Consider the following 25791-nt stretch of genomic DNA (forward strand, 5'->3'; position numbering starts at 1 on the left):
TGTATCACGACGGCAAAATAGCTCAAATACTGTAACATGGTTCCCAAAAGTGTAACATGTTTAAACATGTATATTTCCTAAAATATTTATTAGTAAATACTTAGCAAAATTTAGTCTGTTTTAGGTGTATCAGGTGTAACACCTTTTCGTGTTACAGTGGTACAGTTGGGGTACTTGCCGGTAGAGTCACACAAATTTAGCGTTCGGGTGTATTAATGGTATGCGTTTAGCCGGTTCGTTAATGATGATAATGATGCTTTTACTGGGTTGCGGCAATCCCGACGAGCCCACCTACACCATTACCGCTAAAGACAGCAGCGGCAAGGTACAGTCCACTACAGCTACCCTTCCCCCAACAGACGGCACACCCGGCCAAAACCATGTAAAAACAGCTGATGTAGCCGCTACAGACCTGGTGGCCTATGCCCGTACGCTAACCGGAACTCCCTATAAATACGCCTCTACAGACCCCACGCAAGGGTTTGATTGTTCGGGCTTTATAACGTATGTGTTTAACCATTTTGGTATTGCGGTTCCCCGCACTTCCAAGGATTTCACCGATGTAGAGCACGAGATCCCCTTAGAACAGGCCTCCCCCGGTGACCTCATCCTCTTCACCGGCACTGATCCAAGTGACCGTGTTGTGGGCCATATGGGCATTGTGGTATCAGAAAAGGGCACGCCTGTGACCTTTATCCACTCAACTTCGGGTAAAGCCAAAGGCGTTGTAGAAACCACCATGAACGATGATTATATGCAGCGTTTCGTGAAAGTAGTGAAGGTGTTTTAGTTAATACTGCCCTATGCTAAGCAGTACCAGCGTGCAGGCGTAATCCGTTTCGATGCCGCGTTCCTGCGCCAGCTTCTTAAGTTCGGAGTTTTCGGTACCCGGGTTAAAGATGATCCGCTTCGGGTTTGTCGCCAGGATGTAATCGTACAGTGGCGGCTGGTTCTGCGGGCCAACGTAGAGCGTGATGGTGTCTATGTCGCTGTGGATAGCTTCCGGCTTTTCAATTTGCACACCGGCAACAGCACCTGTCTTAATACCAACGTTTACAATTGGGTGCCCATGACCTGTAAGCCGGTTTGCGGCAAGGTAAGCATATCGGCTGGGATCTGGCGTTGCGCCTAGTATAAGTGTCTTCTTGGTTGCCATAGCTAAATAACGACCAAGATAGCTAATGGTTTTACTTCTTCCTTACAGCTGTAAATAGTTGTCCTTAATCAAAAATATTTTAAAATGTTTTCTCGCGCCGCTCGTCTTATCTTTAAACAGTTATACAAAAGTGACCAGCGTTGCAATGCCCCGAGACAAGAACAGCCATATCGTACAAACCATAGCGTCGTACGGTAAGAGCCTGATGGGGTTTATTCGCAAACGAGTAAAGAGCGATGCTGATGCTGAAGACATTCTGCAGGATGTTTGGTACCAGTTTAGCAATGTGCTTAATGCAGAACCTATTGAGCAGACCGGAGCGTGGTTGTATCGGGTAGCACGCAACAAGATCCTCGACAAGCATAAGAAGCACACAGAGACCTTGTTGGATGACATGCTTGGCGCTGCAACAGAAGATGACGACGATCTGCCTGATTTAAAAGCGATACTACTGACCGAAGCACGTACCCCGGAAACGGAGTATATCAGCAATCTTTTTTGGGAGCAACTTTTTATGGCGCTCGACGAATTGCCTGAAAATCAGCGGCAGGTATTTGTATGGCATGAACTTGAGGACGTTCCCTTCGACAAGATAGCAGAACGCACAGGAGAAAATACCAATACGCTTGTATCTCGGAAGCGGTATGCAGTGTTGCACTTACGCAAAAGGCTGAAGCAGCTGTATAAAGAATTAAATGATTATTGAAATTACCTATTAAGATGAAACAACATAATAGAAAAAAATTATTCTTAATTCCATTTGGAATACTTGCTTGTTTAGCACTCGCCAGCTATGCGGTTATGCTGCTGTGGAATGCACTTTTACCTGACATTTTACACGTAGGAACTATTTCCTACTGGCAAGCCGCAGGCATATTCATTTTAAGTAAGATACTATTTGGCTTTGGCGGACCTCGCGGAGGAGGTGCACCATGGATGCGACGTAAGCAAATGATGGAAGAGCGCTTTCGTAATATGGGGCCGGACGAGCGTGCGCAATTTAAGGAGCGCTGGAAAGATCGCTGTGACTGGGGCAAACGCCGCTGGGATTGGCAAGAGCCCAAAGAGGAAGCTAAAGCGGATAATTAACCATGTTATATTAGCTATAATAAATTGACCTATGGATGTGCTTATATTTAAAACAAACGTGACTACACCCTTGCAAGCAGGCCGGGTAAAGCCTTTGTTAACTGCTTTGGCTGATATACGCCAGTATAACTTTGACCTGGAAGACTGCGACAAAGTGCTGCGCGTGGTTAGCTCCAATATTGAGCCGCAAACCATTAAACACATCCTGCATATTGCCGGATTTAATTGCGAGGAGCTGGTGTAAGTTTCGCTTGATGTTAGCTTAGCAATCTTTTAAGTAAAGCTATTTGGCCGCTGTGATAAATGTGGTGCTGTATCAAACCTTTTATGAGTTCGCTGTAGGTTACACCTGTGCCGAGTGCAGGGTTGCGCTTATCATTGGTTGGAGCACTCCATTTATCTTCTGGAAATTTCAATATCTCGCCGCTCAACGTAACATTGGCTAATTTAAAGCTCGAAAGCAACTGCTGCCATTTATGTTCATCAGGTATTCCCGGGTCTGGCCAGTCACCGCCCGATGGTTCGCCCGCAAGTTTACCGTTCATGCGTGCTGTTACTTCCTGCGTCCAGCTGAGCATATGCAACATGATACCTGCAATACTATGCACACTTCCTTCCGGCAGTTCATAAGCCATTTCTAGTGTAATGCTACTTAGAATATCATATGTGTTCGGACCATACCATGGATCGCCGTGAAGGACACTTTCCAGCGACGCATTCAATCTTTCTGCAGTTATCATAGTTAGTGAACAGCTTTGCTCCACATAAGTTTATGATTAGTAAGACTATCCTGGTTGTTTGTACCAAAAATCCCACCGCGCGCTAATGTTGTACCACACTAATATGTTCGATAGTGCATTCTATTAGTCTGGCTATGAGGATTTGGCGAATGCTAACTAAAGGTCCGGCTACTTACTTATAAGCGTTACATAGCTCACCGCAGGTAGCTTAAATTTGGCTATACCGTTCTTTATTTCAACCATCTTTTCTTCCTTCATATTCAACTTTGTAGTTGTAATATAATACCTCAGCGCTTTAACATTGGCTGGCAACCCGGTGAGTGTAACCTCGCGGGTGCTGCCGTTATTAACCAGATGTAATGCATATACACCTTTGCTATTATCACCCAGGGCTGCTGCTGACACTCCGGCGCGGTCTGTAGTAACCGGCATAGCAAAAAGGCCTTTAGGTGTAGTGGCAAGCTGTTTAAGGTTCCAAAACCTCTGCCCGGGATGCAGTGGCTCATTGTTGCCGAATATTCCGCCACCTATTAGCGGCGAGTAGTCGGCAGTAAGCTGCCATTGCAATATGGTAATTGGTTGGCAAATAGTCAGTAAGCGGGTATAAAGGTTTATTTCCTCCAGTGCATAAGTCTGCTCCTGAAAGATATCCGGGTAGTTCCACGCGGCTGCATCTATACTGCCCTCACCTACTATTAAAGGCACATTAAGCTGATTGGCAGCATCTGCCCATTTCTGAAGGATCTCCGTTTCCCAACCTCTCCAGGAGTGAAAAGATACAGCACCGATGTAAGGTCTGGCAGCTGGATCGTTCAACGCGGGATAGATGAATTTATAAGTCGTCGCGTCGGAGTTATCTCCAAGCATCATCTTAGTCTTTAACCCCTTTGAAGCCATGTAAGCTCCCAAACCTTTTATAAAATCGCGGTGCTCTTCTGGTGTTGCCCGCACATTGATACCCAGATCGCTTTCATTAAAAGAGAACATTTTATACTCGAAACCATACTTTTCTTTAACGTATAAAATGTAATCAGTTATTGATTTGTAGATAGCGTCCATACTTGCAGGATCTAATTGGTTGCCCCATACACCTTGAGGCGTTGGCCTCATGTTCAGCTTACCCAAAGCGGCCCATTGAGGTGGAAACCAGCCCGACAGGATAACCGGCATACCTGCGCTGTCTAATCGTTTGCCCATTTGCATGGCTTTTAGCACAGCTGGGTTTAGTTTACCTTCTCTGGCTGCAGCAGTTGGGTCTATATCTTTTTCAGGCTGCCATAGGCGCCAAGGCATTTCTACCCTGCCATAGGCAACACGCAGGTTCTTTAAGCTATAGTCAATTACCTGCGGATCTGTCTTAGGATTTTGCAGCCTGAAGTTGCCGCCCAAACCTTCAAATATCCGGCCCTGCTGCGATGTGTTTATTGCCATGGTTATTGGCTGTTCATCAATCTCGCCCCATGTTTTAATAGTAAAGCTTTTACTTGGCTTCGCACCACTCTTAACTTCTGCCAAAGCTACCGGAATGTACAATTCAAGACCCCTAGTTGGATCCCTGCGAACAATCACCATTTCCGGCTGATCAAAAGAAACCTTCAGTTTTCGCTTAGAAGCTGTGAATTGGATGCTTTTTGCGCGAACATTCAGGTAGGTATTGCTAAATTCAGGAGCAGCCTCCTTGAGGGAATCGTTCTTTACACCGGATAACTCTACCCGACTATCCTGGTACTCTTCGTTGGGGAGTGATATGCAGAAGAACACACCTTTAACTGTCATGTCCTTTCTTGCATCCGCCTGCACAACAACCTTAACCTTACCGCCACTCACATCTGTTACAGCCTCGGTAAAGTACAAGCTATCTATGCGGGTGCTTACTATCTGGCTTTTACCACTCCGTTTGTATTTAGGCTGCTGGCGTTCTTTTGCAGTGGCATATACATTCCTGCCGTCTTTCGAGATTACCCGAATGCTGGACTCAAATGCGTATAGCTGGCCCTTGTGGCGTATACCCCTGATATTTCCCCAGGGCTCTACCTCAGCCTGGCTGTAAGCATTACTGGCATATAAGCAGCAGCAGATTGAAAATAAAAATAAGGCAGCTCTGAAAAGCCTGTTAGATAAGTATTGTTCTTTCACTTTAAGGTTGATCTATTCCTGTCCAAATTACAGCTTATCTCACACAGTCTGTAATAGGAATTGAACGATCTATAGTGAAAATTTAACTTAGAAATGCCGCAGCAGCATTAGCGCAATTCACACCATCTATAGCTGCCGAGATTATACCGCCCGCATATCCGGCACCCTCCCCACAGGGATACAAACCCGCTACTTGCGGGTGCTGAAAGGTTTCTCTGTCACGAGGTATCTTTACTGGGGATGAAGTCCTTGATTCTACGCCTACCAATATTGCTTCATTAGTATAATAACCCTTCATCTTTCTGCCAAATGCAGGTAAGGCTTTACGCAAGCGCGCATGTATCCAGTTGGGAAGTACTTCTATTAAATCAGTACTCTTGCATCCGGGTAAATAGGAATTTACAGGCAGATCAGCTGATATCCTTCCTTCCACAAAATCAACCATACGCTGAGCCGGCGCAACCAGATTGCCACCACCTGCTTTAAATGCAAGATGTTCGGCCTGCTGCTGAAAGTTTAACATTCTAAATGGATCATTCAAATCGCCGGGTACATCTTCCATATTTATCTGTACAACAGTACCTGAGTTAGCAAACGGGTTATTGCGTTTTGATGGGCTCCAGCCATTTACTACTATTTCGTTTACATCTGTGGCACAAGGCGCTATAATGCCACCCGGGCACATGCAAAACGAAAACACCCCGCGGCCATCTACCTGCTCTACCAGGTTGTAGTACGATGGCGGAAGATCAGGCCCCCGGTATTCACAGTGATATTGGGCTTTGTCTATTATTTCCTGCGGATGCTCTATTCGCACACCCAGCGCAAAGGGCTTTGCCTCTATTAAAATATCCTGACTGTGGAGCATTCTAAAAACATCATGCGCGGAGTGCCCGGTGGCCAGTATCACAGCTTCTGCAAGCATCTTTTCTCCGCCTGCAAGCTGCACTCCTTTTATTTTATTAAACTCAACCAAAAGGGCAGTAACCTTGGTATCAAACAGCACCTCACCACCAGCATTTAAAATGCTTTCGCGTATGGCTGTAATAATCTGCGGGAGTTTGTTTGTGCCAATATGCGGCCGGGCATCTACCAAAATGTCTTCTGTAGCGCCATGTGCTACAAAGGTTCTTAAAACGCCATTAACGTCACCACGTTTAGTGCTGCGGGTGTATAGCTTACCGTCTGAATAAGTACCTGCACCACCTTCACCAAAGCAATAGTTAGAATCAGGGTTGACCAACCCTTGCTTGTTTATATTGGCCAGATCTCGTCGGCGCTGTTTTACATCCTTACCGCGCTCCAGTACTATTGGCTTTAATCCTTTATCTATACATTCCAAAGCAGCAAAAAGGCCAGCAGGGCCAGCACCAACAATTATTACCTGCTTAGCGTCTTTTACGTTCTTATACTGATGATTAAAGATCTCCGGAACTATCGGTTCATCTATAAAAGCCTGAACCTGCATACGGTATACCACCTTACGCCCGCGGGCATCTATCGATCGCTTGATAACCTTTACGCCGGTAATTCTTTTTGGAGAGATAATAATACTTGCAGATACAAGTGCCTTTAAAACATCTTGATCACCCTGTTGCCCGGGAGGGCAAACAATTTCAACTTCCTTGATCATAATTCTGCCAGGTTTTTATCCCGGATAGTACAAAGATACTGTTTTGGATCATGGCGACAACGTCTTTATAGCTATGTTAAAGTTTGTCCTGTGGTAACTTTCAATAAATTATTTAGACAGTGTATCACATCTTAAATATAGTACGTAGGGTTGTTTTTGCTTAGTGTACGTCTCACACTTATAAAGTCGTTCGATTAAGAACGGTTACCGTACGGAAGCGAACACTTAAAAGTTTAGTTAAATTTTAAATATTTAATTATCAGCAATTTATACAAATGGCTGATTTTTGGCATAACCTGAATCAATACAATATCACTATGACACCAAACACCGACACAAAATTGGCAGCCCTTTGGGAAGGATGCCTGAAGAACGACAGAAAGCAACAGGAAATGCTTTATAAAACACTTGCTCCAAAAATGCTTGCGGTATGCATGCGTTATGCCAAAGACAAAGATGAAGCACAGGATATATTACAGGAAGGTTTTATTAAAATGTTCAAGAACATGAGCAATTACCGTGGTGAAGGCAGTCTGGAAGGATGGATACGCCGCATAATGGTCCATAGCGCTATTTCAAGGTATCGCAAAGCAAAAACAATGGTTTTGGTAGATGATTTTGTTGAACAGAACATACCCGTAAGCACAAGCAGCAACGGTAACGGACTTGAGGCTAAAGAGTTAATGGCTATGGTGCAGGATCTTCCTACCACTTACCGCTCAGTTTTCAGCATGTATGCCATTGAAGGTTACTCTCACCAGGAAATAGGCACCAAATTAGGCATGAGCGAACTTTTGTCTCGCACAACCCTGCACCGCGCGCGTACCATCCTGAAAAATAAGTTAAACAGCCTTGCTGTAAGAGAAAGCCACGAGTTAGCATACTAATTGTCTGAATCTGAATTTACCGGATTTTAGAATTAGCAGAATATAGCAGCTACTGAAAAAGATCGCATTCAAAAAAATCACTGATTTATTGATCCTCCGACAAGCCCGTTGGATTGATCAACAAATCACCAATGAAGGCAAACTCCCCCAAAAGCCTCACAGCGGTTTAAATAATAAAGTTCTGCGGAACACTACTGTCTGTTATATTTACCTAATGGAGAATCCTGTATCCGGTAAAAGCCTTGCAAAGGAACTGCTGATAACTTGGCTCATCAGTTCAGTGCTTGCTATAATCACGCTTGCTATCGTTTTTTCAGCTGAGTCGCAAAGTCTTGAAGGCGGGCAGGGACTTATAATCATGGATATTGCTGCAATATTTTGGAACCTATCACTTACCCTGCTGGCCTCAACGGTTTTCATCAACACGAAACCAATTTTGCGGGAAAACAAACATTATACATTCGCGAGTTATTACGTGTTGCCATTACTCGCATCTGTTGCAGTTGTACTCAACACCCATGATAACGACGTTTGGCCATCTTTTCTATCCATGAGCATTCCCTTTTTTATTGTGCATTCATGTTTCTTTTTGAGGCGCGTTGGCGTTATCACATGGAATTAACCAGCAATAACAAGGCCCGTTTGAGAAACTTCATTCTGCGAATAGCTCCGACTTTGCTTAAACGGGCATATAGCGAGGCCAAACTAACCTCAAGTACTGTACTCTACTCCTTATTTATGCTTACTGCTCATGTAAAACACCAACTCGCCGCCGCTCATAATCTGATCGTGGGTGATAGACAAGCCATTTAGGGGTTTACCGTTGAGCGTCATTTTCTGTATATAAACGTTCTTCTCGCTTTGGTTTTTAACTGTAATGTTAAACTGTTTTCCATTTCCAACGTTGATGCTTGCCGTGTTAATGGCAGGGCTGCCAATAGCATACTCTGGTGAGCCTGGTGCTATCGGGTAAAAGCCAAGGGTACTAAAGATGTACCATGCGCTCATTTGACCCGTATCATCATTACCACCTAAACCATCAGGTGTTGGTTTATACATCCGGTTCAGGATCATACGGATGCGTTCCTGGGTCTTCCAAGGCTTATCAGTCCAGTTATACAAGTAAGCTACGTGGTGCGATGGTTCGTTACCATGCACATAGTTACCAATAATACCATCGCGGGTGATGTCCTCTGTCTCTGCAAAGTACTTATCAGGCAGTTCCATAGTAAACAGCGAATCCAGGTAACGAACAAAGCGTTTATCTCCGCCCATCAGCTTAATTAACCCTTCGGGATCCTGCGGAGCAAACAAGGTATAGTTCCATGAATTGCCTTCGATGAAACCCTCATTAATGGTACTTAGCGGATCAAACTTAGCACGGAATGTACCGTTGGCCAACTTAGGGCGCATAAATCCAACCGCTGGATCGTACACATTCTTGTAGTTCTCGCTACGTTTGATGAATTCATTATAAATGTAAGTTTTGCCAAGCTTTTTTGCCATTTGGGCTATTGCCCAGTCGTCGTAAGCATACTCTAGCGTGTTAGATACCGACACACCTGTTTTTTCGTCAGGAATATAGCCTTTGTCAATATACTCGCCTATACCCTCGTAGCTGCGATGGCGTGCAGTTGCAACAGCTGCATCTAAAGCCTTGTTAGCGTCAAAAGGTGCGTTGCCTTTTACTATTGCATCAGCTAATACAGATACGCTGTGGTAGCCGCTCATACACCAGTTCTCGTTTGCAGAATTGCTCCAAACCGGCAACATATGTTCAGGGCTCTGATCATAATGTACCAGCATTGAGCGGATCATATCGGCATTGCGTTGCGGCTCAATTATGTTGAACAGCGGGTGCAAAGCACGGTAAGTGTCCCAAAGGGAGAACGTAGTATAATTTGTAAAGCCATCTGCCTTATGAACGTTTTGGTCGAGGCCTTTATACTGCCCGTCAACATCCATGTAAATGGTAGGGTTTATCATGGTGTGGTACATGGCCGTGTAAAAATCCTGTTTTTTCTCTGTGCTACCAGTAACAGTTATTTTGTCCAGTTCCTTTTCCCATAGTGCCTGTCCATCACTTTTCACCTTTTCGAAGTCCCAGCCGGGCGCTTCGGCCTGCATGTTGGCCATTGCACCATCCATACTCACCGGCGACAAGGCCATTTTAATTTTTACCTTTTCACCTTCGTTGGTTTTAAAGTCGAAGTAAGCACGTATCTGCTTCCCGGCAATCTCAGGAAAGTTCTTGCTTTGGTTAAATTTACCCCAGAAACCACCATATACCTGGCGCTTGTCGTACTTTTTGAAACCATATTGGGTAAATGGCTTAGAAAACTTCATTGCAAAATACAACGTGCGTGTACGTGCCCAGCCGTTTGTTTGGCGGTAGCCAACAAGTGTACTATCGTCCAATACCTTTACGTAAGTCCAAACTGTCTTATCCGGATAATTGTAAATACCCGCCATCAGATCAAGAACGATATGCGATTGGTCGCTTTTGGGGAAAGTATACTGGTGAAAGCCCACGCGGGTAGTGGTGGTCATCTCAGCCGTTATGTTACTCTCATCCAGTTTTACTTTGTAGTAATTTGCTGCACTAACTTCGTTAGCGTGCGAAAATCCGGAACGATACCCGCTGCCCGGTTTATCAGCAGTGCCAGGTTTTAGCTTCAGGGTTCCTACAGTAGGCATTATCAAAAAGTCGCCTAAATCCGAGTGGCCAGTTCCGCTGAAGTGTGTGTGGCTAAAGCCTACAATTGTTTTATCATCATATTGGTACCCCGCGCAATATTTATAAACATCGGGATTATACTTCCCGTTTAGTTCATAGCTGGCTGTATCTGTTTCGGGGCTAAGCTGTACCATTCCGAACGGAACGGTTGCACCGGGATATACGTGTCCCATGCGCTGGGTACCTATAATAGGTTTCACGTATTGTACTAAGCTTTCGCGATTGTTTTTTTGTGCGGAGGCATAAAGCGCCGGTAAAAGCAGCAGGGCGGCTAATGTTTTTTTCATTAAATGGCAGTAATCAGATCAGTAAATAGATAACTATGGCAAATATAATATCATATACGGTTTATGCCCATTTAAAAGCACATTACCTTGCCATTATGGCGTAAATGTTACGGTTTGTAACATCGGTATGGCTTTTGTAATCTAATTCGTAAATTACATCACCAAAACTCAAACAACAAAAATGAAAAAGCTATTCTCGATACTATTAGTTATGGTTGCTGCCATGTCTTTAAGTTCATGCAGTTATAACAGCATGGTTGGCGCAGACGAAAACGTAAAAGGCAAATGGGGCCAGGTACAAACTCAATACCAGCGCCGCAGCGACCTGATACCTAATTTGGTATCAACAGTTAAAGGCGAAGCCAATTTTGAGAAAAGCACATTAACAGAGGTCACCGAAGCTCGCGCCAAAGCTACTTCTATACAGGTAGACCCTACCAAATTAACTCCTGAAAGCATACAGAAATATCAGGAAGCACAGGGCCAGTTAAGCGCCGCTTTGGGACGTCTGTTAAGCGTTACCGAAAATTACCCTACTTTAAGGGCGAATGACGCATTTAGAAATCTGCAGGTACAGTTAGAAGGTACCGAAAATCGCATTTCTGTAGCCCGTAAAGATTTTAATGATGCTGTACAGGCTTACAACAGCAAAATCCGCTCTTTCCCAGCCAATATTACTGCAAAGATGTTTGGCTTTAAAGAAAAAGGATATTTCCAGGCAGAGCCCGGCTCTGAGAAGGCACCTAAAGTGTCCTTTTAATTAGTGAAGTATGATTTAGTGAATTGGTGATTACGACCCATCGTGTCTGTACCAGTTCACTAAATTTTTAATAAACTACCATTTACCAAATCACTAATTAACATGGCGGTATTTACCGATGAAGAGCAGCTGCGGATACAAAAAGCGGTAGCTGAAGCTGAAAAGAATACATCTGGTGAGATCAGGGTCTGCATAGAGAAAACCTGTAATGAGGAGACGCTAGACCGGGCGGCAAAGTATTTCACACAGTTGGAAATGCATAAAACCAAGCTTAGAAATGGTGTATTAATTTACGTTGCCACTGTCGACCGGAAATTTGCCATTATTGGTGATGCCGGAATTAACAAAGTTGTACCTGCCAATTTTTGGGACACTACCAAAGACGCAATGCTGGAACATTTTAAGTACGGAAACATTGTTGAGGGAATTGTTGCCGGTGTAGCTCTCGCAGGTGAACAGCTCAAAACGTTTTTCCCTCACTTGATTGATGACAGTAACGAGTTACCAGATGATATCGCCTTTATGGATGGCCAATAAACTTACCCTGATGTTTAAAAAAATACTATTGTGTATCAGCCTCGTGCTTTGCACTATTACTGCCTTCTCGCAAGACTATCCGGAGAAACCAACCAGCAGCCCGGTAGCCGACTTTACAGGCACGCTTTCCTCCGACGATAAACAAAAGCTGGATGCTAAACTTAAGGCTTTTGAAGACTCCACATCCAATCAGATATCCATTGTTCTGATCAAAACCTTGGGTGACTATGAGATAATTGACTACGGCATCGGTTTGATGCGGAAATGGGGAATTGGTCAAAAAGATAAAAATAATGGCGTGCTGGTGTTGGTAGCTACTGATGATCGCAAAATGTCCATTCAAACCGGTTATGGGCTGGAGGGCGCACTTCCGGATATTACTACGCAGGAAATCATCCAAAACGATATGAAACCCCGCTTTAAAGAAGGTGACTTTTATGGTGGGCTGGATGCTGCAACTGATGACATAATCAAGGCGACTAAGGGCGAGTATAAAGCTGAATCAAAAGCAACTAATCAGATTGAAGGTAAAGGCGGTGGCAGCATTGGTTTTATCGTCATCATTGTAGTTATTATACTTATTATCGTCTTTCGCAACAAAGGCGGCGGCGGTGGCGGCCGGCGTGTTATTGGTAGCCGTGGCGGAGCAAATCCTTTCTGGTGGCTCCTTGCAGGAAACTTGCTTGGCGGTGGCGGTCGGAGTAGCGGCAGCGACTGGGGCGGTGGTGGAAGCTGGGGTGGCGGCGGTGGCGGCGGCTGGGGTGGCTTTGGCGGCGGCAGCTCAGGCGGTGGCGGTAGCAGCGGTAGCTGGTAATGCTTCAGCTATTCTAATTATGCTATCATACACTACGATTACTTATCATGTTACAACGTGATTACATGCGTAATGAAGCACGCAAGTTAGCGCTCTTGCTTGCCAAGCTTATGGGCTTAAAGGCTGAGGGTAATCAGACTGATTACGAAGCGGAGCTTGATAAGACACTTCAAAGCGAATACAACACGGAACTTGCCTCCATACTAGTGTTATCTGAAAAGGAGTTTGAGAGTACGCTGTTGGCAGGAAATTACAGCGTAGAAAAGCTGAATGCGCTAAGCCAAATACTTTATGTATTTGCAGATCCCTTTGAAAAGAATGAAGCTACTGCTGGTATACTGAAGAAAGTAATCCGAATATTTGACTTACTTGAGAACAAGCACCATTACGAATCTTTCGACAATTTGAGTAAAAGAAGCCATATTTACAGCTTCTTTAAAGACTATGGACAACTATAAATGGAAAGTTCTCTCGACCACCTATGTGCATAAAAGCCCATGGGCCACGTTGAGATCTGAACGATGTGAAATGCCCGATGGAACAATTGTAGACGATTACTACGTTTTAGAATATCCCAACTGGGCTAATGCAGTTGCTCTTACTACAGACAATAAAATAGTGCTGATACGTCAATACAGACATGCAGCCGGCATATTATCGTTAGAGTTGCCCGGTGGTGTTATAGAAGATGGTGAAGGCCGTGACGAAGGCATGCGCCGAGAGCTACTGGAAGAAACCGGCTATGAATTTGACGATATCGAGCTAATCTCGACGGTGTATGCCAATCCTTCTACTGCCGCCAATGTAACCTATTGTTATTTGGCGCGTGGCGGTAAAAAAGTTCAGGAACAACACCTAGATGAACACGAACGAATTGAAGTATTTGAGTACACCATTGCTGAAGTAAAACAATTGCTTGCCGAAAACAAGATTCCACAAGCGTTGCATTGTACCGGCTTGTTTTACGCGTTGATGAAGCTTGGAGAAATAAGTTAGATTTAATAAGTAAAAAGAAAGCCCCGGATAGTTCCGGGGCTTTCTTTTTAGTAACCTTCGTTTTGGGTTAGATTAGCATTTGCATTTATCTCACGTAAAGGTATAGGGAACACCAATTTTGGCGAGTTATAAGGCAATGCACCAACGTTTTGTTTTAACCGTTTAGCATCGTGCAGGAAGAAACCGCCTTCAAAAGCAAGTTCCAGCCGCCTTTCTTTTAGGATACTCGCAAGCGTTACAGTTGCAACATCATCAAGGCCTGCGCGTTCTCTTATCTTATTGATATCAGAGGTCGGCGTAGCTCCCAACACTGTACCAAGCCTAAAATTTGCTTCGGCGCGGATAAGGTACATTTCGGCAAGCCTGATCACCCGCACGTTGCCGTACACATTGCTGAACTTACCCACCCTAAGCACGTCATCACTATCCAGTGTATATATTTCAGCACGTTCATCATCTGGTTCAAACTCCGCCAGGAAATTGTCTCTAACAATGATGTCGCCGCGGCCACTATCATCGGCAGAGGCGTAATAGGTGTTCATGCTGTTTGTACCCTGCTGCGGTGTAACCTGCACAGCAAACAAATCCTCTGTAGAGTTGTCAACATGCACCTGAGCGGGGTAAGGGAACTCGTCGGTATATGGATTAACTAACGAAAATTTGTTAGCCGCAATTACCCTGTTTGCAGCTGCAGCTGCATTAGTGTAATCGCCTTTTTGCAAATACACTCTTGCAAGCATACCGGCAGCAGAATATTTGTTTGCGTAAAAGCTATTGCTTGCCGGCAATTTTGCCTCAGCGTCTGTTAAATCTGCAATTACTTGCTGGTAAGTTTGCTCAACGCTCGCACGCGATACCTTGGATGTTTCGTCTACAACCTTGGTGGGTGTTAACACAATGGGGACACCCGGGTTGGTTGCCGGGCTGCCGTCATTATAAGACTTCCCGTACATCTCAACCAGGTTAAAATAAACAATACCACGGATGAACTTCGCTTCACCCTCCATCCTGTCTTTTTGCGCTGCCTCTGCTTTATCAAGGTTGGCAATAACATTGTTTGCCTGGTTAATAGCCTGGTAAGAAGATAGCCACATATTTGCAACAAAGCCATTATCGTTAGGAATGGTTTGTGATACCATCTGTGTTAAATCCTGGTAAGTTCCCTGCCAGTCAATTATAGATTGGGTAGCCATCAAATCGGGTTCAAAGAAAGCCCCTCCCCCGTAAACATCAGAAAGCCCGAGGCGGTTGTATGCACCTACCAGCGTTATTTGCACGTCTGTAGACGTAAGAATAGCTTGATCTTGTTCTATTTGCTGAAATGGTTTTAGGTCAAGCTGCTTATTGCAAGCGGTTAGTAACAACGCTGTGCTTAAAGCGGTAATGTATATTGGTCTAAATTTTTTCATTGCTATAATATTAAATTATAATCCTATGTTCACTCCGAAGGTAATGGTGCGCGGCTGTGGTGCTGAGTAAAAATCAACCCCTAAGTTTATGTTACTTGCCTGGTAATCTGCATTTACTTCCGGATCCCAACCCTTATATTTAGTTATTACAAACAAGTTATAAGCGTTCATAAATACCCGTGCGTTGTTTAGTTTTATTTTGGATAACCACGCTTTAGGAACGTTATAGCCCAGTGCAACAGTTTTACACCTTACGTAAGAACCATTTGAAAGATATCTGCTTGAAGCATTCGTTCCGTTGGAGTAAAACAACCTTGGCTCCGGCACATCAGTAATGTCACCAGGCTTATCCCAGTAGTTCATCTGATCAACCGTTTGGTTATCAAAACCGTTACTTGCGCTTGCGCTCATGTACTGACCGCCGCCATTGTATATTTTGTTGCCAAATGCACCTTGAAAGGTTACAGAAAGGTCGAAACCGCCGTAAGCAAACGTATTGGTAAAGCCACCTGTATATTTAGGTGTTGGGTTACCCAGTACCACATTTTGCGCAGCGTTATAATCGTTTGTAGTACCTTTCTCCAGATTACCGTTTGCGTCTTTAGTATTCAGGTAGTATAATGCGTCGCCGTTTGCAGGATCAACGCCTGCGTACTCACGTCCGTAGAAAACACCTATGGGTTGGCCTTCTATAACGCGGTTTAGGTCATTGGTCCCCAATATCTGGCCTTTTACATCAGTTACTATGTTTTTATTGTAAGCTGCGTTAACACTAGCTGTCCACCGGAATTTGCCTACAAAAATGTCGCCTGAGAGCTCAAGCTCAAAGCCCTTATTATACAACTTGCCGAGATTTTGCGTCTGTGTAGAAATCCCCAGAGTTCCTGGTATGTTCACATTCAATAACAAATCACGTGTGTTTTTACGGTAGTAGTCAACAGTACCTGACAAACGATTATTAAAAAATCCGAAGTCCAATCCAACATCCAATTGTCCTGTAGTCTCCCATTTAAGATCTGGGTTGGCTATTTGGAAAAACCGCTGCCCGGCAGAACCATTGTACCCTGCATCGCCTGAGAAAAGCCCCAATGCCGAATAATTACCTACCTCAGCATTACCGGTTAACCCGTAGCCTGCCTTAAGCTTCAAGTTACTCAGTACGGTACTATTTTTCAGGAAGTCTTCCTCAGACAAGATCCACCCGCCGGATACCGCCGGAAAAAACCCATACCTGTTATTGGTACCAAAGCGCGATGATGCGTCAGTTCTGGCACTTGCTGTTAACAAGTACTTACCCATGTAAGCATAGTTGGCACGGGCAAAATATGATACAAAGCTATATTCATTTTGTGAAGAAGACCCTCCGGACTTAACCGCTGCAGAAGCAATTTGCTTGTAAGCGTCTGACGGGAATTGCTGTCCTTGTATGTCATTACCAACAAAGTGGCTGTATTCATAGCTCATACCACCGGTAACATCAAGCGAGTGGTTTGTATTGAATACATTTTTGTAAGTAAGGTAGTTGTTTACCGTATAATGTATAATGCTGTTGTTGGTATTTTGACCGGCACCATTTGGAGTACCTGTATTACGGAAAGTAAGCCTTCCATAATAACTATCTTCATTTTGATTGGTTTGGTCGACACCAAACTCGCTTCGGAAACTTAGGTGATTTAATACTTGCCAATTTGCATACACGTTGCCTATAGTACGGTATATGGTTGTGTTAAAATAGGCATTATCAACACTTAGCAATGGGTTATAATACACAGGATAATTGCTTGCAGATCCTGGCAGACTTCCGCTGAGCAAACCCGAACGCGGGTCTATTACTGGTGTAATAGGTGACAATGCCACAATTTGCAACGGAGTAGAGAACTGGTTGTCGTCAGATATCCTGTTGTTTACCGTATTGGCGAAGTTAAGGTTCATCCCTACGTCCAACCTGTTGAAAGGTTTTGATGATAGGTTAAGTCGTCCTGAATACTTCTTAAACCTATTCCCCTGTAGTATACCTTTTTGATCTGAGTACTGGCCGGATATGTAATAGTTGGTCTTGTCGTTTCCACCAGACATATTCAAATCATATATTGCCTGTGGCGCGTCCTGATAAGCGAGCTTCTCCCAATCGGTATTTACTGCTCCAACATCTGCCTGCCCTGCGGCATACCTGGTAAGTCGGCTCTCTACAAAAGCCTGATCATCTGCCAATGCATCTTCATAAGTATCGTAGAAGCCATTGTTAAAATCCTGAAGTGCTCCACCAACGGCAGACCGGCGCTCTATCTGCAAATACTGCTCTGTGTTCAGAAACTGCCTGTGCCTGGAGGGTTTACTGTTACCAAATTGTGCACTAAAGTTTAATTTAGTACGGCCTGCTTTACCCTGCTTAGATGTAAGTAAAATAACGCCGTTTGAGGCTCTGGAACCGTATATCGCAGATGCTGATGCATCTTTTAAAATCTGTACAGATTCGAAATCGTTAAAGTTTATATCCGCAAGTGGGTTGGTTGCAGCAGAGGTACTTGAAAGGTCGCCCTGGTTAAGGATAATACCATCAAGCACTATCAAAGGTTGTGTACCCGCGGAGATAGATGAAGTACCACGTACACTAATCTTGATACCCTGGCCGAGTTTACCGTTGTTGGCCTGAATAACCACACCAGCGGCTTTACCCTGTATAGCCTGCTCAAGCGTGGTAACCGGAGTGTTACCTATTTCCTTTGCCGCTATAGAGGCTACTGAACCCGTAATATTTTGCCTCTTTTGTGTGCCGTAACCTACAACTACAACTTCTCCTAACTGTTTAGAATCTGTTGTTAACGCGGCGTTCAATACAGTGCCTGATATTGACAGTTCAAAATCTTTGTAGCCAATATACTTGAACACCAAAGTTTTCGCACTTGCCGGCACGGATAGGCTATAACTGCCGTTTATATCGGTTTGCACGCCGATGTTTGGCGATCCTTTTACGGACACCGTTACTCCCGGTAACGCTGAGCCGTCCTTCTGATCAGTTACCTTACCTGTAATAACACTGTTTTGACTAAAAGCGAATGTTACAGATACAAATAACAGCAGGAATGAGAGTAGAATTTTCTTCATGCTTTAGTTGTTTTGTGAATAGAAAAAGTAAGTTAACAACTAAAAAGTGCAAAAACAACAAAGGACATAAAAATTTATGTCCTTTGTTAACAAAATTCTAATTCATCTACTTAAATAGTAGATTTAATAAACTAAAAAGAAATCATTACCTGTCCTTTTTCAACTTTACCACCTTCTTCAATAAAAATAGACTTGATTGTTACATCCGCGGGTGCTTTTATAATATTCTCCATCTTCATTGCTTCCAGTATTAGCAAATTTTCTCCTTTTTTTATTTCCTGCTGTTCTTTTGCGAATAATTTAAGCACCAAACCAGGCATTGGCGCTTTAATTTCGCTTACAACTGTAGCATTGGCAGAACTTAAACCCATTTTGTCAAGTAGGAGATCGTAGTTATCCTTTACTGTGAGGCTGTAGATAGAATTATTCACTCTAACTTCTGCAACTTTGGTTGCTTTGTCAAAGCTTATTACTTCTACTTGTGTGGAAACCTTATTTTTTATTACGTTATACAAAGAGTTATTTATACAAGCTATGTCTGCCTGGTGCGTCTCACCATTTACAAGCAACTCGCCATCCTGACTGCCAGTTTCGAAATGGTATTTGTCGTTTACTGTTATCTTATACATTACTTAGTAAATATATACTGAATTAAGTTTGCCCCCATGCGTAGCGCCTTTAGCCGCGTCTCCTGGCTATCACCGGCGTAAGTTCCTAAATCTTCCCAGCCGTTGCCAAGATCGCATTCAACGGTGTAAAAGCAAACCAGCCTACCTTTATATATCAATCCGTAGCCTTGTGGTCGTTTACCATCATGCTCATGTATTTTGGGTAGACCTGCAGGGAAGTTAAACTTTTGATGATATATGGCATAACTAACGGGTAGTTCGACAAAGTTTAATTCCGGCAATACCTTTTTCATTTGAGGCCGAATGAACTTATCTAACCCGTAATTATCATCTATATGCAAAAAGCCACCACCAGTTAAATAATTACGCAAGTTTTTAGCTTCCTGATCACTGAATATCACGTTGCCGTGGCCCGTCATAAATATAAATGGATAGTTAAAAAGCTGCTCGCTCCCAACCTCTACCGTCTCTTCCTCAGGTTCGAAGTTGGTTTTAAGGTTATCGTTACAGAATTTAATCAGGTTGACTAATGCAGTACGGTCGCCGTACCAATCACCACCTCCATTATACTTAAGCCTGCCCATCTTATAGGATGGCACATTGAAGCCGCTTGCTGTAATAAGCAAAACAAATAATAGTGCCAGAAGTAATTTCCTCATGTCCGATTTAAAAAGTTCACTTCAAAACAGGCCTCCAAGGCAGCTGTCTCTGTACGTAAACGGCTTTCGCCTAAAGATATTGGATTGAATCCGCTTTGCAAAGCGGTATCTACTTCGTTAGGAGTAAAGTCACCTTCGGGCCCTATCAAGATCAGCGTCTTTCCTCCGGGTACCAGCGTTTGTGAAAGAGTAGTTTTTTCACTGTCGATGCAATGAGCAATATACTTCTGACTATCGGCACTGCTTTTAATAAACTGGCTTAAAGTTACGGCTTCGTTCAGTACCGGGTGGTATGCCTTAATAGACTGCTTTATAGCTGATGTAATAATTTTATTCAGTCGGTCTATCTTGGCCTCTTTTCTTTCAGACCGCTGGCAAATGATTAAAGATATTTCATCAATACCTATTTCTGTTGCCTTTTCAAGGAACCATTCGGTTCGCTCAATATTCTTTGTAGGCGCAATGGCTATATGGAGGTAGTGGTTTCGCTTTTGATAGTTTAATTCAACAGAGTTGATGTGCAGGATTGTCCGCTTTGGATGTGGGTCCTTTATCTCGGCGCTATATAACCCGCCTTTACCATCAATCAAAGTAACCAGATCGCCTACAACAAGCCTTAATACACGTATGGCGTGCTTGCTTTCTTCCTCGGTTAAAAAGTATTGGGATAATTTAGGGTCGATATCAGGCGTGTAAAACAAATGCATAGCTTGTGTTACTAGTGCAGGTCTACCGCATCCTCCTCATTTATTAACAGCTCTAATTTAACGGATTCAATGTTCTGATCAGACTTTTTAAGTACTGTTATATTGTAGCCATTAGATTCTTTTTGCTCGCCAACGTCGGGTATCTTACCAAAAATGTCGCCCAACCATCCGGATACTGTATCGAAATCTCCATCTTCGGGTAAGTCATGCGGAAGATGCTCGTTTACGTCGTAAATAGGGGCAAGAGCGTTAACTACAAACTCGCGTTCGGTTATTTTTTCTACAATTGGCTTTTCCTCGTCAAACTCGTCTTGTATCTCGCCAACAAGCTCCTCAACAATATCTTCAAGGGTAACCATACCTGCTGTACCACCAAACTCGTCGCTCACAATTGCTATTTGTATGCGCTTTTGCTGCAGTTCGGCCATCAGGTCGTTAATCTTTTTTGTTTCCGGGATGAAGTAAGGTTTCCGCATAATATCCTTCAACACTATGTCATCACCCTTTACTAATAGAGGCAGTACATCTTTGGCGTGCACAATACCTACAATTTTATCAATCACTTCATCGTACACAGGCATGCGGGAATACCCCTCGGTAACCAGCATTTCTAGCAGCTCCGCCTTAGGCGTATCTAATTCTATACCCTGTATTTTGGTGCGAGGCACCATAATGTTCTTTACCACGCGCTCGTTGAAGTCGAATACGTTTTGTATCAACTCGTGCTCGTTAGAATCAATGGCGCCGGTTTCCTTGCCTTGCTCCAACAAATATTGCAATTCTTCTGATGAATGATGTGTTTCACCACCCTCTACATTAGCGATGCCAAAGGCTTTTAAAATCAGGTTAGCGAAACCATTAAGTACCCAGATAAATGGCCTTGCTGCTATAAAAAATCCTCTTAACGGTAACGAAACCGCTAACGTTGTACGAACTGACTTTTGAATAGCGATCGATTTAGGGGCTAACTCTCCAAATACAATATGTAAAATTGTAATTGTTGCAAATGCAAGCACATGGCTGGCTGTGATAAAGCCAGGTGATAGTGTTATGCCTACCGCCAGAAATGCTCTTATCACTATGTTAGTAGCAACTTCTTCGCCCACTACACCTAACGCAAGTGAAGCAATGGTAATACCGAGTTGCGTGGCGGCTAAATAGCCATCCAAATTATGTAATATACCGCGTGCTACCTTTGCTACGCCGCTGCCAGACTTTGCTTTAATTTCAATTTGCGAACCGCGGACACGCACCATGGCGAACTCCGCGGCAACAAAAAACCCATTCAGAAGCACCAAAAAAATGGTGGCTATAATATAAAATACACTTATTTCGTAATGCTCGGGGCCCATTAAAATTACGCTTGGTAAACAGGGAAAGTGGATTTATAGAGATCCATACTTTCAGATATAACTTTATGGGCATAACGCACACCAAGCAAATGCTCAATAGTTACATTCTTACCTTCCAGTTTTTTATAATCTTTAAAGAAACGAACGATCTCGGTCATGGCATGTGGCGGCAATTCGTTAAGATCGTTAATGTAGTTAACAGACATATCGTTCTTTGCTACGGCAATAATCTTATCGTCTTGTTCGCCGTTATCTACCATGTGCATTACCCCTACCACTTTAGCTTCAATAATAGACATTGGGAAAACGTCTATAGAGCAAAGTACTAAAATATCAAGCGGATCTTTATCGTCACAATATGTTTGTGGTATAAAACCATAATTAGCAGGGTACATCACAGATGAAAACAAAACACGGTCAAGTTTTAACAAGCCTGAATCTTTGTCAATTTCATATTTGGCTTTTGAGCCTTTTGGTATTTCAATTATCGCGTTTACAATCTCAGGAATGTTTTCACCAGGAGAAACCTGGTGCCATGGGTGTAGGGTGCTCATGCAGTTTAGATGTTGTTTTTATTTGTTTCGTTGCCGCCCGAAATCTTCTTTTTGACAAAAGCAAAAATCAGCGGCACTGTTGTTATAATTATTAATCCTAGTACTATATATTGCAGGTAATCTTTTAGTTGCGGGAACCTGCGGCCCAAAAAATAACCAGCCAGTGTTAACGTGGTTACCCATGCAACACTGCCAATGATATTGTATAAAGTAAATTTTTTAATATCCACTTTAACAACACCTGCAAATATAGGGGCAAAAGTCCTAACTATCGGGAAAAATCTTCCTAAGATGAGGGCCATTCCACCATATTTTGCGTAAAACTCTTCGGCAACTACGATATAGCGCTTCTTGAAGAACAACGAATCATTCTTACTGAACAAAACAGGCCCCGTTCGATAACCAAACCAATAGCCTGTAAAGTTGCCCAAGATGCCTGCAGCAATCAATGAAAGAACCAATACGTAAACCGGCACTTGTATGATACCGGCGGCACTAAGTATCCCAGCTAAAAACAGCAGATAGTCGCCGGGAAGAAAGAACCCGAAAAACAAGCCGGTTTCCGCAAAAACCACAATAAGCAGCAAGTAAAAACCGCCACTGCTAATAATGGATTGTGCATCTGTTAAAGTGCGCAGGTATTCCCAAAAGTTCTCCATCAACTATATCTGTAAAACTACAAATATTAATGGAAAAATGCTTTCAAGCAAAATTAAATAAGGCTAGATACCAGGGTAGGGTAAACCCCTATCACTATGGTAGCTAAAGCAGAGAAGCCTAATACAAACTTGTAGTATGCCGGAACTACTACTTCTGTACGTTCCGCAGGGCGGAAATACATGGCTACTATAACCCTAAAGTAGTAGAAGATGCTTATAATAGCGTTTACTACAGCTATGATCACCAACCAGTACCTGTATTGAAGTAATGCACCTGAAAACATGTAGAACTTACCCATGAAGCCTGCAGTCAATGGTATCCCCGCAAGGGAAAGCATGCTGATTGTAAGTACAAACGCTAGAAACGGGTTTTTGCCGGCCAGACCATTAAAACCCTCAAAATCGTCAGTCCCGGTTTGCTGCCTTACCAGCACCAGTGCTCCAAATGCGATTATTGATGCGATAGAGTATGCTGTAGCATAAACAAATACTGAGTTTGCAGAAGCGGCACCCAATGCTACTATAGCAAAAAGCAAGTATCCGGCATGCGATATACTGGAGAACGCCAGCATTCGCTTAAAGCTTTGCTGGTAAAGCGCCGTGATATTCCCGATAAACAAAGTTATTATGGTTATCACCATTAGCACAGGTGCCCAGAAATCGGCAATGGTGGCAAAACAAGCTGAGAACAGCCTAAGGAACGCTGCAAAACCTGCTGCTTTCACAACTGTAGACATGTATGCGGTAATGAGCGAAGGAGCACCTTCATAAACGTCTGGCGTCCAAAAGTGGAATGGTGCGGCGCCCACTTTAAAACAAAGGCCTACTATAATAAGCATTACACCGGTATAGAACAGCGGATCAACTTTGCGGGGGTGCGTTACGATCCAGTCACGGATTGCATCCAAATCAAAAGAACCTGTTGAGCCGTAAATAAGCGTTATGCCGAACAATAGGAACCCGGTTGAGAAGGCACCCATTAAGAAGTACTTCAAAGCAGCTTCGTTGGAGGCAAAATCGTTTTTACGAATGCCGGCAAGGATGTACAAACTAACTGACATGATTTCAATACCGATGAACAGCATGGTTAGGTTGTGATAGCTTACCATAACTATTATTCCCGCAAGCGAGAATAGAATGATAGCATAGTACTCCGCAACATGTGCGCTTATCTTTTCAAAATAGCCTTTTGAAAGCATCAAAATCAATATGGTAGATATGATGCTTACTACTGTAAAGGCAACAGAAAAGTTGTTGAACAGCAGCATGCCGCTATAAATAGGCTGTGCTTGATCTTGAGTGGTCCATGCTGCAATGGCTGTGCCCATAGCAACCAGCATACCAATAATAGCAACCGGCAACAAGGCTTTTTGAGCTTTAAACAAGCCGAGGTAAAGTAGTACTATCGGTAAAACAGATATGATAATTAAAGGTGTCATTTCTATTATATCTGTATGTTAAAATTTAGCATTCATAAACTTATGACTAACCTCGTTGAAAAGGTGATTTGCGGCAGCTTCAGATATATGCAAAAGCGGCTGCGGATAAACACCAATAACAATAATCAGCGCGCAAATAATACCCAACGCAAGCTTCTCTGAACCTTTAATATCTGTAAATGTTGCTGTAAGGTCGTTTAACTGCCCTTGCATCACCCCTTTGTACATTCTCAGCATATAAACAGCACCAAAGATTATGGTAAGGCCAGCAACAGCTGCGAAATACAAACCGTAGCTAAAAACACTCTTTAACAAAAGAAACTCGCCAACAAATCCATTAGTAAGCGGCAATGCAACTGTACCCAGTGTTATAATCAGGAATGCAATTGCAAAATTTGGAGCTACTTTAGCAATGCCACCCAACTGGTCTATATCACGGGTGTTCATTCTGCGGCTTATAATATCCCATATAAAGAACATTCCTACTACGTTTATACCATGGCTTACCATTTGTATTAAGGCACCCTGTATACCCACCAGGTTCCAGGCAAAAATACCCGCAGCTATAAGACCAACGTGTGCTATAGAAGAATAGGCTACCAGGCGCTTACCATCTTTTTGTTTAAAGGCAATTATTGATGCATATACAATGCCAATAATAGCAAGTATCATGACCGTATTCACCCAATGTAAAAAGCCTAACGGTGCATTAGGTATCATCCAGCGGATAACGCCGTAAATACCCATTTTTAGCATAATACCTGAAAGCATCATGGTACCGCCTGATGGTGCTTCGCTGTAAGTATCCGGTTGCCAGGTATGAAAAGGGAACAAGGGCATCTTAATAGCAAATGCTGTAAAGAAGGCCAGGAACACCCACGACTGCTGGCCGGGTGATAAGGCCAGATCATAAAATGCATGAATGTCATACACCTTGTTAGGCGTTTGCAGGTACAGGTAAATAATACCTACCAGCATAAATAGTGACCCTGCAAAGGTATAAATAAAGAATTTCAGGTTAACGCGGATGCGGTTCTCGCCGCCCCACAGCGCACAGATGAAATAAATCGGTATCAACGCGGCTTCCCATCCAACATAAAACAGGAACCCATCTAAAGCTGTAAACACCGTTAGCAAACCTGCCTGCATGAACAATATCAAAGCGTAAAAAGCATTTGCATTCTTATACTGATGCTCATAGGTGGTCAGGATAATAATTGGCACAAGCACTGTAGTTAACAGCACCATAACCATGCTGATACCATCTATGCCGGCGCTAAAGTAAATGCCAAATTTAGGTATCCACGGCAGATCGATAGCATACTGTATAGATTTGTCGGCAACAAAGCCGCTGAGGAAGTAAAACGCCAGTGCAAGCTCTGCAAGTGCAAAAAACATGGCTGCATGCTTTGCAGATCCGTTCTTGATAAACGAAACAACTATAGCAGCTAAAACCGGTAAAAAAAGTAAAATACTAACCGTCATTTTATATTGTAAGCACCAGGC

The 25791-nt window shown here is 43.3% G+C and carries 26 protein-coding genes; 11 read left to right on the forward strand and 15 right to left on the reverse strand.

From position 1 onward, the window contains the following. The first annotated feature begins 220 nt into the window (after positions 1 to 220). Positions 221 to 790, forward strand: coding sequence for a C40 family peptidase (locus tag AC59GT_RS12480; RefSeq protein WP_497237946.1), 570 nt, complete (start codon positions 221 to 223; stop codon positions 788 to 790). Here the strand turns inward: AC59GT_RS12480 and AC59GT_RS12485 are convergent, their stop codons facing one another. Continuing rightward, positions 791 to 1156, reverse strand: a complete 366-nt coding sequence (locus tag AC59GT_RS12485; RefSeq protein ID WP_117383468.1) for a CoA-binding protein — start codon at positions 1154 to 1156, stop codon at positions 791 to 793. It abuts the gene before it with no gap. A 145-nt stretch (positions 1157 to 1301) separates the two neighbouring features. Here AC59GT_RS12485 and AC59GT_RS12490 point away from each other — a divergent pair, with 145 nt between their 5' ends. From AC59GT_RS12490 to AC59GT_RS12500, 3 genes are read left to right on the forward strand one after another with little or no spacing between them, the layout of a single operon-like run. Further along, entirely contained in the window at positions 1302 to 1862 is a 561-nt protein-coding gene (locus tag AC59GT_RS12490) for an RNA polymerase sigma factor (RefSeq protein WP_497237947.1), read from the forward strand. A 14-nt stretch (positions 1863 to 1876) separates the two neighbouring features. Continuing rightward, positions 1877 to 2245, forward strand: coding sequence for a hypothetical protein (locus AC59GT_RS12495; RefSeq protein ID WP_497237948.1), 369 nt, complete (start codon positions 1877 to 1879; stop codon positions 2243 to 2245). Between the two features lie 31 nt (positions 2246 to 2276). Next, complete coding sequence (locus tag AC59GT_RS12500; RefSeq protein WP_497237949.1) at positions 2277 to 2489, forward strand: hypothetical protein; 213 nt, start codon at positions 2277 to 2279, stop codon at positions 2487 to 2489. 13 nt (positions 2490 to 2502) lie between these two features. On the opposite strand, the gene AC59GT_RS12505 is transcribed toward AC59GT_RS12500, so the two are convergent. The 3 genes from AC59GT_RS12505 to AC59GT_RS12515 form a co-directional block, all read right to left on the reverse strand. Then, positions 2503 to 2985: a DinB family protein gene (locus AC59GT_RS12505; protein ID WP_497237950.1), complete on the reverse strand. Its 483-nt coding sequence runs from the start codon at positions 2983 to 2985 to the stop codon at positions 2503 to 2505. Between the two features lie 168 nt (positions 2986 to 3153). Next, entirely contained in the window at positions 3154 to 5121 is a 1968-nt protein-coding gene (locus AC59GT_RS12510; RefSeq protein ID WP_497237951.1) for a glycoside hydrolase, read from the reverse strand. Positions 5122 to 5203: 82 nt separating this feature from the next. Next, positions 5204 to 6754: an NAD(P)/FAD-dependent oxidoreductase gene (locus tag AC59GT_RS12515; protein WP_497237952.1), complete on the reverse strand. Its 1551-nt coding sequence runs from the start codon at positions 6752 to 6754 to the stop codon at positions 5204 to 5206. 275 nt (positions 6755 to 7029) lie between these two features. On the opposite strand from AC59GT_RS12515, the gene AC59GT_RS12520 reads away from it, so the two are divergent. Together AC59GT_RS12520 and AC59GT_RS12525 are read left to right on the forward strand one after the other, a co-directional pair. Then, a complete protein-coding gene (locus AC59GT_RS12520; RefSeq protein ID WP_497237953.1) occupies positions 7030 to 7641 on the forward strand; it encodes an RNA polymerase sigma factor in 612 nt (203 codons plus the stop codon). Between the two features lie 214 nt (positions 7642 to 7855). Beyond that, a complete protein-coding gene (locus AC59GT_RS12525) occupies positions 7856 to 8263 on the forward strand; it encodes a hypothetical protein (RefSeq protein ID WP_497237954.1) in 408 nt (135 codons plus the stop codon). A gap of 110 nt (positions 8264 to 8373) precedes the next feature. On the opposite strand, the gene AC59GT_RS12530 is transcribed toward AC59GT_RS12525, so the two are convergent. Continuing rightward, on the reverse strand, positions 8374 to 10665 hold the full coding sequence (locus tag AC59GT_RS12530) for a GH92 family glycosyl hydrolase (protein WP_497237955.1): 2292 nt from the start codon (positions 10663 to 10665) through the stop codon (positions 8374 to 8376). A 181-nt stretch (positions 10666 to 10846) separates the two neighbouring features. Between AC59GT_RS12530 and AC59GT_RS12535 the strand changes: the two genes are divergently transcribed. From AC59GT_RS12535 to AC59GT_RS12555, 5 genes are all read left to right on the forward strand, one after another. Continuing rightward, the gene (locus tag AC59GT_RS12535) at positions 10847 to 11425 is read left to right on the forward strand and encodes a LemA family protein (RefSeq protein WP_117383459.1); all 579 of its coding nucleotides are present in this window, start codon (positions 10847 to 10849) and stop codon (positions 11423 to 11425) included. A 102-nt stretch (positions 11426 to 11527) separates the two neighbouring features. Next, on the forward strand, positions 11528 to 11962 hold the full coding sequence (locus AC59GT_RS12540; protein WP_497237956.1) for a TPM domain-containing protein: 435 nt from the start codon (positions 11528 to 11530) through the stop codon (positions 11960 to 11962). Beyond that, positions 11934 to 12776 carry a TPM domain-containing protein gene (locus AC59GT_RS12545; RefSeq protein WP_497237957.1) on the forward strand — a complete coding sequence of 281 codons (843 nt, stop codon included), beginning with the start codon at positions 11934 to 11936 and terminating at the stop codon, positions 12774 to 12776. Before AC59GT_RS12540 ends, AC59GT_RS12545 begins: the two co-directional genes overlap by 29 nt. A 47-nt stretch (positions 12777 to 12823) precedes the next feature. Beyond that, entirely contained in the window at positions 12824 to 13234 is a 411-nt protein-coding gene (locus AC59GT_RS12550; RefSeq protein WP_497237958.1) for a hypothetical protein, read from the forward strand. Further along, positions 13221 to 13772 (forward strand): NUDIX hydrolase, encoded by a 552-nt coding sequence (locus tag AC59GT_RS12555; protein WP_497237959.1) that lies wholly within the window; start codon positions 13221 to 13223, stop codon positions 13770 to 13772. Before AC59GT_RS12550 ends, AC59GT_RS12555 begins: the two co-directional genes overlap by 14 nt. A gap of 47 nt (positions 13773 to 13819) precedes the next feature. On the opposite strand, the gene AC59GT_RS12560 is transcribed toward AC59GT_RS12555, so the two are convergent. The 10 genes from AC59GT_RS12560 to AC59GT_RS12605 form a co-directional block, all read right to left on the reverse strand. Continuing rightward, positions 13820 to 15181: a RagB/SusD family nutrient uptake outer membrane protein gene (locus tag AC59GT_RS12560; protein ID WP_497237960.1), complete on the reverse strand. Its 1362-nt coding sequence runs from the start codon at positions 15179 to 15181 to the stop codon at positions 13820 to 13822. Positions 15182 to 15196: 15 nt separating this feature from the next. After that, the gene (locus AC59GT_RS12565) at positions 15197 to 18286 is read right to left on the reverse strand and encodes a SusC/RagA family TonB-linked outer membrane protein (RefSeq protein ID WP_497237961.1); all 3090 of its coding nucleotides are present in this window, start codon (positions 18284 to 18286) and stop codon (positions 15197 to 15199) included. Positions 18287 to 18417: 131 nt separating this feature from the next. Then, positions 18418 to 18915, reverse strand: a complete 498-nt coding sequence (locus AC59GT_RS12570; protein WP_497237962.1) for an acyl-CoA carboxylase biotin carboxyl carrier protein subunit — start codon at positions 18913 to 18915, stop codon at positions 18418 to 18420. After that, positions 18915 to 19574, reverse strand: coding sequence for a DUF4159 domain-containing protein (locus AC59GT_RS12575; RefSeq protein WP_497237963.1), 660 nt, complete (start codon positions 19572 to 19574; stop codon positions 18915 to 18917). The genes AC59GT_RS12570 and AC59GT_RS12575 overlap by 1 nt, the downstream gene beginning before the upstream one ends. After that, positions 19571 to 20281 (reverse strand): 16S rRNA (uracil(1498)-N(3))-methyltransferase, encoded by a 711-nt coding sequence (locus AC59GT_RS12580; RefSeq protein ID WP_497237964.1) that lies wholly within the window; start codon positions 20279 to 20281, stop codon positions 19571 to 19573. Before AC59GT_RS12580 ends, AC59GT_RS12575 begins: the two co-directional genes overlap by 4 nt. Before the next feature lie 11 nt (positions 20282 to 20292). Next, entirely contained in the window at positions 20293 to 21633 is a 1341-nt protein-coding gene (locus AC59GT_RS12585) for a hemolysin family protein (RefSeq protein ID WP_117383450.1), read from the reverse strand. Between the two features lie 5 nt (positions 21634 to 21638). Continuing rightward, positions 21639 to 22187: an inorganic diphosphatase gene (locus tag AC59GT_RS12590; RefSeq protein WP_117383449.1), complete on the reverse strand. Its 549-nt coding sequence runs from the start codon at positions 22185 to 22187 to the stop codon at positions 21639 to 21641. Positions 22188 to 22192: 5 nt separating this feature from the next. Next, on the reverse strand, positions 22193 to 22846 hold the full coding sequence (locus tag AC59GT_RS12595; RefSeq protein WP_497237965.1) for a DedA family protein: 654 nt from the start codon (positions 22844 to 22846) through the stop codon (positions 22193 to 22195). 53 nt (positions 22847 to 22899) lie between these two features. Continuing rightward, on the reverse strand, positions 22900 to 24285 hold the full coding sequence (locus tag AC59GT_RS12600; RefSeq protein ID WP_497237966.1) for an NADH-quinone oxidoreductase subunit N: 1386 nt from the start codon (positions 24283 to 24285) through the stop codon (positions 22900 to 22902). A gap of 18 nt (positions 24286 to 24303) precedes the next feature. After that, entirely contained in the window at positions 24304 to 25770 is a 1467-nt protein-coding gene (locus AC59GT_RS12605) for a complex I subunit 4 family protein (RefSeq protein WP_497237967.1), read from the reverse strand. Positions 25771 to 25791: the final 21 nt, after the last annotated feature.

It is taken from the genome of Mucilaginibacter sp. 320_HR, from assembly GCF_059691875.1.